This is a genomic window from Tepidiphilus thermophilus (genome assembly GCF_001418245.1).
In the GTDB taxonomy this organism is placed as follows: Bacteria; Pseudomonadota; Gammaproteobacteria; order Burkholderiales; family Rhodocyclaceae; genus Tepidiphilus; species Tepidiphilus succinatimandens.
Window position 1 is genome coordinate 349,330 of record NZ_LIPU01000001.1, and the last position, 14,284, is coordinate 363,613.

General features: G+C 65.7%; 10 protein-coding genes and 1 rRNA gene. 4 read left to right on the forward strand and 7 right to left on the reverse strand.

Features of this window, described 5'->3' with window-relative positions; all coding sequences use genetic code 11:
- Positions 1-34 precede the first annotated feature (34 nt).
- Positions 35-598, forward strand: a complete 564-nt coding sequence (gene orn / locus ASC37_RS01710; RefSeq protein WP_055422706.1) for an oligoribonuclease — start codon at positions 35-37, stop codon at positions 596-598.
- Between the two features lie 55 nt (positions 599-653).
- Here orn and pgi read toward each other — a convergent pair whose 3' ends face one another.
- The 3 genes from pgi to rpmE all read right to left on the reverse strand — a co-directional run bounded on the left by pgi (position 654) and on the right by rpmE (position 4,242).
- Entirely contained in the window at positions 654-2,279 is a 1,626-nt protein-coding gene (gene pgi, locus ASC37_RS01715) for a glucose-6-phosphate isomerase (protein ID WP_055422707.1), read from the reverse strand.
- Positions 2,272-3,843: a hypothetical protein gene (locus tag ASC37_RS01720; protein WP_141654642.1), complete on the reverse strand. Its 1,572-nt coding sequence runs from the start codon at positions 3,841-3,843 to the stop codon at positions 2,272-2,274. Before ASC37_RS01720 ends, pgi begins: the two co-directional genes overlap by 8 nt.
- 180 nt (positions 3,844-4,023) lie before the next feature.
- Entirely contained in the window at positions 4,024-4,242 is a 219-nt protein-coding gene (rpmE, locus tag ASC37_RS01725) for a 50S ribosomal protein L31 (protein ID WP_028874876.1), read from the reverse strand.
- Between the two features lie 133 nt (positions 4,243-4,375).
- On the opposite strand from rpmE, the gene trmB reads away from it, so the two are divergent.
- Positions 4,376-5,083, forward strand: a complete 708-nt coding sequence (gene trmB / locus ASC37_RS01730; protein WP_055422709.1) for a tRNA (guanine(46)-N(7))-methyltransferase TrmB — start codon at positions 4,376-4,378, stop codon at positions 5,081-5,083.
- On the opposite strand, the gene ASC37_RS01735 is transcribed toward trmB, so the two are convergent.
- Genes ASC37_RS01735 through acnA form a run of 4 tightly spaced genes read right to left on the reverse strand, consistent with a single transcriptional unit; the run spans position 5,036 to position 10,768 of the window.
- Entirely contained in the window at positions 5,036-5,875 is an 840-nt protein-coding gene (locus ASC37_RS01735; protein ID WP_055422710.1) for a DUF4922 domain-containing protein, read from the reverse strand. The two genes, trmB and ASC37_RS01735, sit on opposite strands and share 48 nt — an antisense overlap.
- A 2-nt stretch (positions 5,876-5,877) precedes the next feature.
- Positions 5,878-7,605 carry a potassium channel family protein gene (locus tag ASC37_RS01740; RefSeq protein WP_055422711.1) on the reverse strand — a complete coding sequence of 576 codons (1,728 nt, stop codon included), beginning with the start codon at positions 7,603-7,605 and terminating at the stop codon, positions 5,878-5,880.
- A 10-nt stretch (positions 7,606-7,615) separates the two neighbouring features.
- Entirely contained in the window at positions 7,616-7,999 is a 384-nt protein-coding gene (locus ASC37_RS01745) for a DUF6394 family protein (protein ID WP_055422712.1), read from the reverse strand.
- Positions 8,000-8,050: 51 nt separating this feature from the next.
- The gene (gene acnA / locus ASC37_RS01750) at positions 8,051-10,768 is read right to left on the reverse strand and encodes an aconitate hydratase AcnA (RefSeq protein ID WP_055422713.1); all 2,718 of its coding nucleotides are present in this window, start codon (positions 10,766-10,768) and stop codon (positions 8,051-8,053) included.
- Between the two features lie 244 nt (positions 10,769-11,012).
- On the opposite strand from acnA, the gene acnB reads away from it, so the two are divergent.
- Together acnB and ASC37_RS01760 are read left to right on the forward strand one after the other, a co-directional pair.
- Entirely contained in the window at positions 11,013-13,610 is a 2,598-nt protein-coding gene (gene acnB / locus ASC37_RS01755; RefSeq protein ID WP_055422741.1) for a bifunctional aconitate hydratase 2/2-methylisocitrate dehydratase, read from the forward strand.
- 416 nt (positions 13,611-14,026) lie between these two features.
- A 16S ribosomal RNA gene (locus ASC37_RS01760) occupies positions 14,027-14,284 on the forward strand; the annotation flags it as partial.

Here is a 14,284-nt window from a genome sequence, read left to right on the forward strand (position 1 = left end):
TAGCGCACCCATTCCCCCAAGAAAGGAAAACCGCATGAGTGAGAACAACGCGCCTTCCGACAAGCTGGTCTGGCTCGACCTGGAGATGACCGGGCTCGATCCCGATCGCGACCGCATCCTCGAGATCGCCATGGTGGTCACCGACAATGACCTGAACGTGCTCGCCGAAGCGCCGGTGATCGCGGTGCACCAAAGCGACGAGGTGCTCGCCGCGATGGACGACTGGAACCAGAAGACGCACGGCGCTTCCGGCCTGATCGAGCGGGTGCGTGCCTCACGCATCGACGAAGCCCAGGCCGAGGCGATGCTGCTCGAATTCCTGAGTCCTTGGCTGCCGCCGCGCTCGAGCCCCATGTGCGGCAACACCATCTGCCAGGATCGGCGTTTCCTCTACCGCTACATGCCGCGGCTCGAGGCTTGGTTCCACTACCGCAACCTGGATGTTTCCACCCTCAAGGAACTCGCGCGCCGCTGGGCCCCCGCCATCCTGCAGGGCTGGGAGAAGGAAAGCAAGCATACGGCACTCGCCGACGTCCATGAGTCGATCGAAGAGCTGCGCCGCTACCGCGCTGCTTTCCTGCGTTTGCCTGAAGGCTGAGCGTTTTGGTGCCTCGCGACTTTTCCGCTCGCGGCGTTTTTCGGGGTGCCCCGTTTCAGCGGTGCGCATCCAGCCGGGCGGCGAGGGCGCGTGTGGAGGGGTCGAAACCGGCGAGCGTTCCGCCCGCGGCGAGCGTGCGCGCCAGTTCCTTTCCCAGCTCCACGCCGTACTGGTCGAACGGATCGATCCCCCAGATCCAACCGCGCACGAACGTGGCGTGTTCGTAGGCGGCGAGCAGCTCCCCGAGCACGCTGGCGTCCCAGCCCTCGGTGAGTAGCACGGAGCTGGGGCGGTTGCCGGGAATCTCATGGTGCGGCGCGAGCGCTTCGATCTCTTCGGGTGCCAGGCCCTGCGTCCGAAGCGCCGCGCGCACCTCGTCGCGCGTGCGACCGGCAAGCAAGGCGCCTGCCTGCGCAAGCGCATGTTGCGCCAAGGCCCGACGCCCGGCATCGAGCGGACGGGGGAGGGGGACGATGAAGTCCAGCGTGAGGCGCCGCGTTCCTTGGTAGAAAAGCTGATGGAAGGCGTGTTGTCCCAGGGTACCGCTCATGCCCCAGACGACGGCCGCGGTGGGATAGGGCACGAGCGAACCGTCGCGCCGGCAGCGCTTGCCGTTACTCTCCATTTCGAGCTGCTGCAGCCAGGCCGGAAACCAGGAAAGCCCCTGATCGTAGGGGAGCACGGCCCAGGAAGGAACATCGAGCAGGTTCGCGTTCCACAGACCAAGCAACCCAAGCCACACCGGCAGGTTGCGTTCGAGCGGCTCCGTGCGGAAATGTTGGTCCATGCGGCGCGCGCCGGCACGCAGTTCGAGGAACCGTTCCCAGCCGAAAGCGAGCGCCACCGGCAAGCCCACGGCCGACCACAGCGAATAGCGTCCACCTACCCAAGGCGGCAGCCAGAGGATGCGATCCGGCGCAAATCCTAGCGCCTGCGCCTTGTCCGGGTTGGAGGTGACGGCGAGGAAATGTGCCGCCGTTTCGTGCGTTCCCAGTTCCCGGGAAAGCCACGCCCGCGCGCGTTCGAGGTTGGCGAGCGTCTCGGCGGTGCCGAAACTCTTGGAAGAGACGACGAAGAGCGTACGCGCCGCCTCGAGCCCGCGTATCGTTGCGCTGAAATCGCTCGGGTCGAGATTGGCGACGAAGCGCACATTCCGCTGCGGCGCTTCCTGATGCGAGAGCGCCTCGCAGGCGAGCCGTGGGCCGAGGTCGGAGCCGCCGATGCCGAGGTTGACGGCATGATCGAGCCGCTCGCCTGTGGCACCGCGCAGCTCGCCGCGGTGAAAGGCGGTGACGAACGCTTGCAGTCGGCTTTCCGTTGCGGCGAAGCGCTCGCGATCGGCCGGCGGTACGTCCGCTCCGCCGCGGCAGGCCATGTGCAGTGCCGGGCGACGCTCGGTGAAGTTGACTTCCGCCCCGGCAAAGAGCGCTTCGATTCCCTCCGGCAGCCGCACCGCCCGGGCAAGGGCGAGGAGCTGCGCGAGCACTCCGGCGTCCCATGCCTGCTTGCTCGCGTCGAGCCACAAGGCGCCTGCCGGCAGCGAGAGCGCATCGACCCGAGCGGCATCGGCGGAAAACGCATCCGTAATGCGGCGCGCCAGCCAGAGATCGGCCAAGGCGAGCAGTTCGGCCCATGCAGGGGTCTGCTCGGGCGCGACGAAAGGGGGAAGAGAATCAGTCATGGGTGGGCCTCGCTCGTTCGTTGTCCAGCAGAAGCCAGTATTCTAGGCGTTTGCCTTGGCCACGCGTCATCGACCAGAGCACGCTGCCGTCCGACGGCAAGGGCTGCTGGCCGCGCAGTCGGGCGAAACGGACGGGGCAGCCGTCTTCCAGGGTCGCAGGGATGCCGCCGAAATAGACGAGCGCCGCCCGCACGTCGGCCTCTCGACCGGGCACGGAAACGCAGGAAGGAGCGCGTTCGCGCAGCGTTCCCTGCATCTGCTCGACGATCGGCCGCAGATTGCGCGTATGCTCGAACCAGGGCTCGAGCAGCAGCACCAGCACCACCCAGGCGAGCGTGACGCCGAGCGCCCAATGGATTGCCGGGCGCAGCGGCGAAGGCGGGGTCGTCACGGCGAGGACGAACCAGGTGAGCAGCACCGCCGTGGCCGCACCGAGGCGCCACAAAGACCCGCTCATTTCAAACTCGGGCGCGACGCGCACCATGTGGCGCGCAAGCCCCGGCGGCCAGTCGAGGTTCCATGCGCTCCACGAGAGGCCGGCGAAGACGACGAGGCTCAGCACCGTTGCCGCAGAGAACCACGAGAACGCCGCGCGGGCGCCGGAAGGCATGCGCCGCAGCCGCTCCGTCGCCAAGAGGGTGAGCGGCGGCAAGAGGATGAGGAGGTCGCTGGGATTGCTGGGAGGCCAGGCGGTTACCACGACCAGTCCCATGGCGATCATGGCCCAAGCCACGGCAAGAAGCCGGAGATTCGACCCATCGCCGTTGACAGCCCGGCGCAGTGGCCACAATGCCAGCAGCCACAAAGGCCAGGCCACCCAGGCTGCGTCACGCCAGGCGTCATCGAGGTTGGAGGCGATGAATTCCTGTGAGAGCTGCGGTGCTTGCAGCGCAAACCAAGCCTCGCCTTCGGCAGTGCGCCAGACGGTGACGAACCAGATCGCAGGGAGAGCAAAGATCAGCGCCGTGGCCATGAGAAGCGACAGACGCCGCGCTGCCTCGATCCGAGGCCAGGGCCAGGTCGCCAGCCAGGGGATGCTCAGCACGAGCAGGAGAGCAAACCCCTGTGCGAGAAAGCCGGCTGCCATGGCAATACAGGCAGCGATCCATGCCTTTGCCGGCTGCGCCTCTCGTCGGCTCACGGCGGCAAGGGCAAGGCCGATCGCGGCGGCAGAAGCGAGCAGGGCCTGATGCTGGTGCGCGTCGAGCACCCAGCCGAGGGTTCCCAGTCCCACGAGCATCGCGCCCGCCTGCCAGGGTTTGCCGCACCAGGGGAGCGCCGCTGCGCCCAGGCTCAGCAGCGTGCAGAGCAGCAGAAGCGGAGAAGCGAAGCGGGTTGCGTCGTGCAACGCCAAGCCCAAGGGTTCGAGCAGCAGACCCAGGAGCGCCGCCACCCAGTAATAGAGCGGACCGGCTGCAGGGACGGTGCCGTCGATGAGCGCGGAAGGCAGCAGCCATTCGCCTTGGAGCACCTGCCAGACGGCAAAGAAATGGCGCAAATCGGCGCCGCGCCAAGGGTCGTGTCCTGTGGTGCCGACCAAGAGAAAGGCGGCCAGTAGCGCCACCAATCCCCATTTTCCGTAGAGTCGTCGTTGCCACGGCGGAACCGGACGCGGGTCGAAAAACATGCCATTGCCACTCGTTGCGGAAGAGGCGATTATAGTCGCTCCCCGTCGTCGGGCGGGACGGAGTCAATGAAAAAGGGCGGCAAGGCCGCCCTTTCGCTGAAACCCGGCGTGACGAACTCAGCCGCGGTTGGCGAGATTGCCGTATTTCTGGCGGAAACGCTCGACACGGCCGGCCGTGTCGACGATCTTCTGCTTGCCGGTGTAGAAGGGATGGCACTCGGAGCACACTTCCACGTGCAGCGCCGGCTTGCCGATGGTGGAGCGCGTCACGAAGGAATTGCCGCAGGAGCAGGTCACCTGGACTTCGGCGTAATTCGGATGGATGTTCTCTTTCATGGGGCACCTCGGGATCGGGCGGATGGCGGATTTGGCCATCCTTTTGCTTGGAGAAAACGCAAATTATCGCCGATCGATCCAGTCGGGGCAAGGGGTTTTCGTTAAAATTCCCCTTTCTTTCCTCTGAGCGATCATGAGTTACGGCATCTCCCGCATCCCGACGAGCGCCCAGGGCGAGGTGCACGAGCGCCTGCCCGAACTCGTGCGCCGCCATCTCGCTCAGCCCTTCCGCAAACCCTACGCGCCCTATAACCTCGCCGCCTTCGAAGAGACGCTCGCCGCATGGGACGGGCGCTCGCCGTGGATCCTCGATTCCGGCTGCGGCGTGGGTTGGTCGACGATCCTGCTGGCGCGGCGCAGCCCTGAGGCCTTCGTCGTCGGTGTGGACCAATCGCAAGAGCGGCTCTCGCGGCAGAAACCCTATCCGCGCGCGACCTGGCCCGAGAACCTGCGTTTCGTGCGCGCCGACGTGATCGACTTCTGGCGCCTGGCGCTGGAAGCCAGCGTTCCGGTGCGCGAGCATTGGTGGCTCTATCCCAACCCATGGCCCAAGATCGGGCACCTTGGGCGGCGCTGGTATGCGCATCCCGTTTGGCCTACCGTGCTGCAACTCGGCGGACGCTTCGAGTGCCGTACCAACTGGTCGGTCTATGCCCGCGAGCTCGTCGCCGCGCTGGCCCTTTCGGGGATACGGGGCAAATGTACCTCGTTCGTGCCCGAGGAACCCATGACGCCCTTCGAGCGCAAGTACCGTGACTCCGGTCAGACGCTGTGGCGTGTCACGGCCGATCTCTCAGCTTTTGCCCGCGAGCTCGGCGCGGGGCCAGCCGAGGGTGCATAGCCCTGCGACCAGGTCGAGCGCGGCGAGCGCGCGCAGTTTTTCTGGGGAGGCGGCAAAGAGCGAACCGGCATAGCCCAGCGCGTTGACCGACACGCCCGCGAGCCGCTCGACCAGGCGCGGGATGAAAAACAGGCGATCGAGCCGCAGCAGGAGGTCGTAAGGCGGCAGCTGCGGCGCCTCGTCATGCCAGCCCATTGAGGCGAGCGCGGCGCGGTAGGCGCGGCGGGCCGCTGCAGCCCAGGCGGCGCTTTCGGTATGCATGGGTAACGGCTCGCGCCAGGCCGCCCACGGCAGTTCCGCCCAACCGGTTTCGCCGGGAGGCAGGAAGGCGCGGAGTTGGTTTTCGCCCAGATGACCCTCCGGGAGCCACTGCAGATGACGGTGCGGCTGGCTCGCTCCGGCGATCTCTCCGCCGTTGTAGAACCCCAGCCCCCCTTCGGCGAGCAGCGCATGCCAGGCAAGAAAATCGTCGCCGGAAAGCGGCGCCGTCTGCGGCTCGAACTCGCGCGTGACGATGAGGGTATGGCCGGCAAAGACGGGGTACTTGTTGAGTACCACCAGGTGCCGCTTGCCGAGCGCGCCGACCGTGAGTTCCGGCTCGGGCGGCAGGAAGGGGTTGCGCCCTGCATCGTTTCTGGGGTGCGGTTTGTGCGCCAGCGTCGAGACCCAGCGCAGCACGAAGGGGAACCCCTGTTCATGGCGCTCGAGCGCCTCGGTGGCGATCGGCTCCAGAGCGCCGCAGGCGAGTGCCCGTTCGGCAACGGCACGGATGCGTTCACTCCAGGGTGCCATGCTCATCCCTCCGGGGCGCGTTTCGCCCACCATCGTCCCAGCCAAGTCTGCGGTCGCTCGCGGCCTTCGAGCACGTAGTAGAGGGTCGGCTCATAGCCGCAGATTTCTTTCAGGTCGGCAAGCGCCGCGGCGGTACCGCTTACCAGCAATACGTCGCCCCGCCGCAAGAGGGTCGACGGCTCCGGCAAGGGCTGCCAATGCCCTTCGCGCTCCAGCGCCAGTACCCGCAATGCCAACGGTTCTGGCCGCAGGGAAGGCGAGCGCAGCAGCCGCTCGAGCGTGACCCCGGAATCATCGGCCAGCGCGTGCCACAACGCAGGAGCGGTTTGCGGCAGAATCGCGATCTTCAGGTTGCGCAAGGGGCCATGCCGTCGCAGGCGCAGCAGCGTTTCCTGCAGATCATGGGCGAGTTCTTGCGGGGCGTTCGCGAGCCAGGCAAGGAAGGCGGGAATCTCCGGCAGACGCAACCACGCGAGCGCCTCGGCAGCGACGAGGTGGCGTGGCACCACGCGCAGGTCGTAGTGGAAAGCGGCAAAGAGCGCTTCGTTGCGTCTGCGGTTCTGCCGCACGATGGTGTAGAGCGAGGGGTTGAGGCGGCGGGCGGCGACGAGGATCGAAATGTTGTCGATGTCATTGGATGTGGCTGCGACGATACCGACCGCTTTCTCGATTCCTGCTCGCCGCAAGACTTCCGCCTGGGTGGCATCGCCCGTGATCCATTCTGAATGCTTGCCCCCGTCCGTGGCGGCGCGGTCGATCACCACCAGTTCGAGCTCACTGCCGCGCAGCGCCGCCTCTGCCGCCAGACCCAGGCGCCCCGCGCCGCAGATGATCCATCTGCCCCGTGGAGGCGGTCGGTCGGTGCGAATCTCGTCCATCGGCATGTCGAGCAATATCTGGCGCACCCGCCAGGCGGCCGGATGTTCGAGCGCGAGCGCCAGGTCGTTTTGAAAGACGTGGAAGGGATCGATGATCGCCGTCGTGGCGAATTCGGCCATATTGGCCACCGTGGCGTCGTGCTCGGCGCGGCAAACGGTGGGCAGGCGTGGCGCGAGCAGACCCTGGGTTACCGTCACCGCCAGGTTGGCCGCGTCGTCGTCGGTCATCGCCGCCACGGCAGCGCAGCGCGGCTGGCGCAAGCCGGCGGCAAGCAGCACGTTCGGGTCGCTTGCATCCGCCGCCAGGGTGACGGGTGGGTGGACGAATTCCATCATTTCCGCGCGCTCGATCTTCTTCGGGTCGAGATCGAGCGCCACCGTCGCGATGCCTTCACGATCCAGGGCCAATGCAAGCTGCGCCCCCGTTTCGCCGAAACCGGCGATCAGGACGAAAGGATGGTGTAAGCGCCGGACCCGGCGTGCGAAGCCGAGCGCCGCCACCGCCCGACGCAGCGCTTCGTCCTGCATCAAGGTGACCGCCTGCTTGAGCAGGTAGGCCCAGGCAAGCACGCTCAGGTAAATCACGACGATCGCCCACAGGCGCTGCGCATCGGAGAACGCCTCGGGGACTTCGCCGAACCCGATAGTCGTGGCGGTGTAACTCACGAAGTAGAAGGCGTGAAAGAGGCTCAGATGCGTCGGTCGACCTTCGGCATCGGGCGGGCCGGGGGCGAGCGCCATACCCAATACCGATAGCGTGAAGAGGGTCACCATCAGGATCAGGGGACCGCGCAGCCGCCGTAAAACCAGCAGGATGACGCTGAAATTGCGGTCTAGCCCTTCGACGTTCATGGGGGAGGGCTCAGCGGCGTTGCATCAGCGTCTCGGCCACGAGAATGGTGACCGACACGAGGTTGGCGAGCAAGGCCCCGCCCGAGAGCGAGACGATACGCGCAACCATCTCCGGCGTGAGGCCGGCCGCGGTGGCATGTTCGGCATAGGCCCAGACGATGGCGGCGGTGATCAGCTGCAGGTCGGCCACGAGCGAGGTGGCCAGGTGCACTGCCCCGATCTGGGTGCGATCGCCCAGCTTCAGGATGGTGGCGATCAGGCTCACGACCAGCGCGGCGAAGAGTTCATAGACGTCGTGGTAGGCGGCCACCCCGATATCGCCGATGAAAAAGCCGAAGTTGAGCGTGGCCGCCAGTAGGATGAAGAAACCGAAGACGACTTTTTCCGGGTTCACGACGGCTCCTAGCCAAGGAGGCACCCCCACCCGAAGGCGGGGGCGGATCGATCAAACGCGCGCCAGGATCTGGCGCAGCACGTAGGGGAGGATCCCGCCGTGGCGGTAGTATTCCACCTCGATGGGCGTGTCGATGCGCGAGAGCACCGGAACCTCTTGCGTGCTGCCGTCGGCGCGGCGGATGCGCAAGGTCAGCTGCTGCTGCGGCGCGAGCCGTGCTTCATCGAGCCCCAGGATGTCGAAGGTCTCGGAGCCGTCGATGCCCAGCTTCTGCCACGAATCCTCGCCCAGGAACTGCAGCGGCAGTACGCCCATGCCCACCAGGTTGGAGCGGTGGATGCGCTCGAAGCTGCGGGCGATCACCGCCCGGATGCCCAGGAGCATCGTCCCTTTGGCCGCCCAGTCGCGCGAAGAACCGGTGCCGTACTCCTCGCCGGCGAAGACCACCGTCGGGATGCCGCGCTCGCGGTAGGCCATGGCCGCCTCATAGACGGTGGTCTGCTTGCCATCGAGCAGCGTATAGCCCCCCTCGATGCGGCTGCCGTCGGGCTTGGGCGGCAGCATCAGGTTCTTCAGCCGGACATTGGCGAAGGTGCCGCGCACCATCACCTCGTGGTTGCCGCGCCGCGCCCCATAGGAGTTGAAATCCTTGCGCTCCACCCCGTGCGCCTTGAGCCATTGACCGGCGGGCGAGTTTTCGGGAATGGAACCCGCGGGGGAGATGTGGTCGGTGGTGACCGAGTCGCCCAGCAGCAGCAAGGCCTTGGCACCCGTGATCGGCTGCACCCCCGGCGGCTGCATGGAGAAATCGTCGAAGAAGGGCGGCCGGGCGATATAGGTCGACTTCGGCCAATTGTAGACCTCGCCCGTGGGCGCCGGGATGGCATTCCACAGGTCGTGATCCTTGGTGAAATCGCGGTAGAGGCGCCGGAAGACTTCGGGATCGTTGGCGTAGGGCAGGACGGCGTGGATCTCCTCGCTGCTCGGCCAGATGTCGCGCAGATAGACCGGCTTGCCGTCGGCGCCCGTGCCCAGCGGCTCGCTCGTGAGATCGACGTTCACCCGTCCGGCGATGGCGAAGGCCACCACCAAGGGGGGAGAGGCGAGGTAGTTCGCCCGGATGTTGGGGTGGATGCGCGCCTCGAAGTTGCGGTTGCCCGAGAGCACCGCCGCCACCACGAGATCGTTCTCGGTGATCGTCTGGTTGAGCTCGGGGGCGAGATCGCCGGCGTTACCGATGCACGTCGTGCACCCGTAGCCGGCAAGCGCAAATCCGAGCTGGGCGAGCGGATCGAGCAGGCCCGCTTTCTGCAGATATTCGGTGACCACCCGCGAACCGGGGGCGAGCGAGGTCTTGATGTGCGGCGACACGCTCAGACCCTTCTCGACCGCCTTCTTCGCCAGCAGCCCTGCGGCGATGAGCACTGCCGGGTTGCTCGTGTTGGTGCAGGAAGTGATCGCGGCGATGAGCACGTCGCCGTGCCCGAGCGTGAGTCCCTCGCGGCCCGGCACCGGGTAGCGCTTGCCCAGTTCCTCGGCCGATTTGCCGAAACCGTTTTCGCTCACCGGTTTGGAAAAGAGCGTTTCGAAATTCGACTTCATCGCCTGCAGCTCGATGCGGTCCTGCGGGCGTTTCGGGCCGGCGAGCGAGGCGCGCACCGTGGAGAGGTCGAGTTTCAGCGTGCGCGTATAGTCGATCTCGCCCGCACGCGGCATGCCGAAGAGGCTCTGGGCGCGGAAGTAGGCCTCGAAGGCAGCGATCTCTTCCTCGGTACGGCCAGTCGCACGCAGGTACTCCACCGTCTTCTCGTCCACCGGGAAGAATCCCATGGTCGCGCCGTATTCGGGTGCCATGTTGGCGATGGTGGCGCGATCCGGTACGCTCAGGCTCGCGGCGCCCTCGCCGAAGAATTCCACGAACTGCCCGACCACTTTCGCCTTGCGCAGCATCTCGGTGATGGTGAGCACGAGGTCGGTGGCGGTGACCCCTTCGGGAAGTGAGCCGACCAGTTCCACCCCGACCACGTCGGGGGTGAGGAAATAGATCGGCTGGCCGAGCATGGCCGCCTCGGCCTCGATTCCGCCCACGCCCCAGCCGACCACGCCCACGGCATTGATCATGGTCGTATGGCTATCGGTGCCCACCAGCGTGTCGGGATAATAGACGGGGCCTTCGGGCGTATCCTGCCGACGAACGCCGCGGAAGAGGTATTCGAGGTTGACTTGGTGGATGATGCCGACGCCCGGCGGGATGACGCGGAAGGTGTCGAATGCCTGCATCCCCCACTTCATGAACTGGTAGCGCTCGCGGTTGCGTGCGAACTCCAGCTCCATGTTTTTGCGCAGCGCATCCGGCGTGCCGTAATGATCCACCTGCACGGAATGGTCGACCACCAGATCGACGGGCACGAGCGGCTCGATCGCTTTGGGATTTTTCCCCATTTCGGCCGCCGTAGAGCGCATCGCCGCCAGGTCGCACAGCAGCGGCACGCCGGTGAAATCCTGCAGCACCACCCGGGCGACGACGAAGGGAATCTCATCGGTGCGTTTCCCCTGCGGCTGCCAGTTGGCGAGCTCGCGCACGTGGTGTTCTTCGACGCGCACTCCGTCGCAATTGCGCACGAGCGACTCCAGCACCAGGCGGATAGACACCGGCAGGCGCTTCACCGAGCCAATGCCGAGCGTCTCCAGCGCATGAAGGTCGTGAAATCTCCCCGTCCCGACGCCCGGGATGTGGAAGGTCTTGAGCGTAGCGGCAGCAACGGACATCGGACACCTCCTATAAAAAACGCTGGTCGACACGGTTTCGCCGTCTGGCAATAGTCTAGAACATCTTCGACCCGATTGCCGTGCAGGGTCGATCGAAGCGAATTATCGTTCCGATCGAGGGTTTTTTGCGCCTTGCCCTTTGGTACAATGAGCCGGGGGACGCCCAAGTCTTATAAAAGACATATAATATCGAACCTGTTCGCTTTCCGCGGTTTTCGACCCAAACCCAGATGAGGTGATCGTCGTGCTAGAAGCCTATCGTGCCCATGCCGCCGAACGCGCCGCGCTCGGCATTCCTCCCTTGCCGCTGTCGAAAGAACAAACCGAGCAGCTCGTCGCGCTGCTGCGCCAACCACCTACCGGCGAAGAGGCTTTCCTGCTCGAACTGCTCGAGCAGCGCGTGCCGCCCGGCGTCGACGACGCCGCCAAAGTCAAGGCCGAATTCCTCGCGAGCGTGGCCAAGGGCGAAGAGAAAAACCCGCTGCTGTCGCGCGAGCGCGCCACCGAACTGCTCGGTACCATGCTCGGCGGCTACAATGTCCAGCCCCTGATCGATCTGCTCGACGATCCCCTCGTCGGCTCCATCGCCGCCGAAGGACTCAAGAAGACGCTCCTGGTGTTCGACTACTTCCATGACGTCAAGGAAAAAGCCGACCAGGGCAACGCCAACGCCCAGGCCGTGCTGCGCTCCTGGGCCGAAGGCGAATGGTTCACCTCCCGCCCGCCCGTGCCTGAACGCCTCGAGATCACCGTCTTCAAGGTGCCCGGCGAGACCAACACCGACGACCTCTCGCCGGCGCCGGACGCCTGGTCGCGCCCCGACATTCCGCTGCACGCGCTGGCGATGCTCAAGAATCCCCGCCCCGGCATCGAACCGGACGAGCCCGGCCAGCGCGGCCCGATCCGCCTCATCGAAGAACTCAAACAGAAGGGCAACGTCGTCGCCTACGTCGGTGACGTCGTCGGTACCGGCTCCTCGCGCAAGTCCGCCACCAACTCCGTGATCTGGTGGACCGGCCAGGACATCCCCTTCGTGCCGAACAAGCGCTACGGCGGCATCTGCCTCGGCGGCAAGATCGCCCCCATCTTCTTCAACACCCAGGAAGATGCCGGCGCCTTGCCCATCGAGATCGACGTCAGCAAGATGGAAATGGGCGACGAGGTCGAGCTCGTCATCGACCACGACACCGCCGAAGTCAAGGCCTACAAGAACGGCGAGCTCATCGCCGAGTCTCGCCTCAAGACCCCGGTACTGCTCGACGAAGTGCGCGCCGGCGGTCGCATCCCGCTCATCATCGGCCGCGGGCTCACCGCCAAGGCGCGTGAGGCCCTGGGCCTGCCGCCGAGCACGCTCTTCCGTCTGCCGCAGCAGCCCAAGGACACCGGCAAGGGCTTTACCCTGGCGCAGAAAATGGTCGGTCGCGCCTGCGGTCTGCCCGAAGGACAGGGCGTGCGCCCCGGCACCTACTGCGAACCGCGTATGACCACCGTGGGCTCGCAGGACACCACCGGTCCCATGACGCGCGACGAACTCAAAGACCTCGCCTGCCTCGGCTTCTCCGCCGACCTCGTGATGCAGTCCTTCTGCCACACCGCCGCCTATCCCAAGCCCGTAGACGTCAAGATGCACCGCGAGCTGCCGAAATTCATCACCGAGCGCGGTGGCGTGTCGCTGCGCCCGGGCGACGGCGTCATCCACTCCTGGCTCAACCGCATGCTGCTGCCCGACACCGTCGGCACCGGCGGCGACTCGCACACGCGCTTTCCCATCGGCATCTCCTTCCCGGCCGGTTCGGGGCTAGTGGCCTTCGCCGCCGCCACCGGCGCCATGCCGCTCGACATGCCCGAGTCGGTGCTGGTCAAGTTCAAGGGCGAAATGCAGCCCGGCATCACGCTGCGCGATCTCGTCAATGCCATCCCCTACTACGCGATCCAGCAAGGGCTCCTCACCGTCGAGAAGAAGGGCAAGAAGAACATCTTCTCCGGCCGCATCCTCGAGATCGAAGGGCTGCCGCAGCTCAAGGTCGAACAAGCCTTCGAACTGTCGGACGCCTCCGCCGAGCGCTCCGCCGCCGCCTGCACGGTCAAGCTCGACAAAGAACCGATCATCGAATACCTGCGCTCGAACATCGCGCTCCTCAAGTGGATGATCGCCGAAGGCTATCAGGATCGCCGCACGCTCGAGCGGCGCATCAAGGCGATGGAAGACTGGATTGCAAATCCGCAGCTGCTCGAGCGCGATCCAGATGCCGAGTACGCCGCGGTGATCGAGATCGACCTCTCCGAGATCACCGAGCCCATCGTCGCCTGCCCGAACGACCCCGACGACGTCAAGCGCCTGTCGGAAGTCGCCGGCGACAAGATCGACGAAGTCTTCATCGGCTCGTGCATGACCAACATCGGTCACTTCCGCGCCGCCGCCAAGGTGCTCGAAGGCAAGAGCGACATCCCGGCGCGGCTGTGGATCGCCCCGCCCACCAAGATGGACGAGATGATGCTGCGCGAGGAAGGCTACTACGGCATCCTCGGCCGCGCCGGCGCCCGCATGGAGATCCCCGGCTGCTCCCTGTGCATGGGTAACCAGGCGCAGATCAAGCGCGGCTCCACGGCCATGTCGACCTCGACGCGCAACTTCCCCAACCGGCTGGGGCTAGATACGCGCGTCTACCTCGGCTCGGCCGAACTCGCGGCGGTCTGTGCGCTGCTCGGCCGCATCCCGACGGTGGAAGAGTACCTCGCGCACCTGCAGCCGGTGACGAGCAAGGCGAACGAGATCTATCGCTACATGAACTTCGATCAGATCCCTGAGTTCGCCGAAGTCGCCGAAAGCGTCGCGCTCTGAGCCTGCGTCCATCGCCCCGTCCTTGACGGAGCGATGGCGCACGATGACTGATGACGGCACCTTTCTGGGTGCCGTTTTCGTTTTGTTATAGGATGGATCAAAATTTCTTGTTTGCCTTTCTCGCCCCCTTTCCCTACAATGCGCCCTCTCTCGCGCTGCTGCCGCTGAAAGCGGGTGAGTGAAGCGGTGGGAAGGCCTGTGGAGCCGGGTCGAGGCAGTACGAAGGGGCCGGCTTCGAAGGTATTGACAGGGGCGAGGGAGTAAGGAATAATGCTGGTTCTGCCGCGCTGCTGAGGCGGTGTGGTGGGAAGGGAAGGTTCTTTAAGAATTTGGGGACAGCCGAGCGGTGTGGGTGTTGGCGCGGGGTTTGGTGCGCTGGCACGCGCATCGCAGGATGCGTGCGAGGTTTTTGGATTGAACCTGAGAGTTTGATCCTGGCTCAGATTGAACGCTGGCGGCATGCCTTACACATGCAAGTCGAACGGCAGCGGGCCCTTCGGGGTGCCGGCGAGTGGCGAACGGGTGAGTAATGCATCGGAACGTACCCGGGAGAGGGGGATAACCGGCCGAAAGGCTGGCTAATACCGCATGAACTCGGAAGAGCAAAGCGGGGGACCTTCGGGCCTCGCGCTCTCGGAGCGGCCGATGTCCGATTAGGCTAGTTGGTGGGGTAA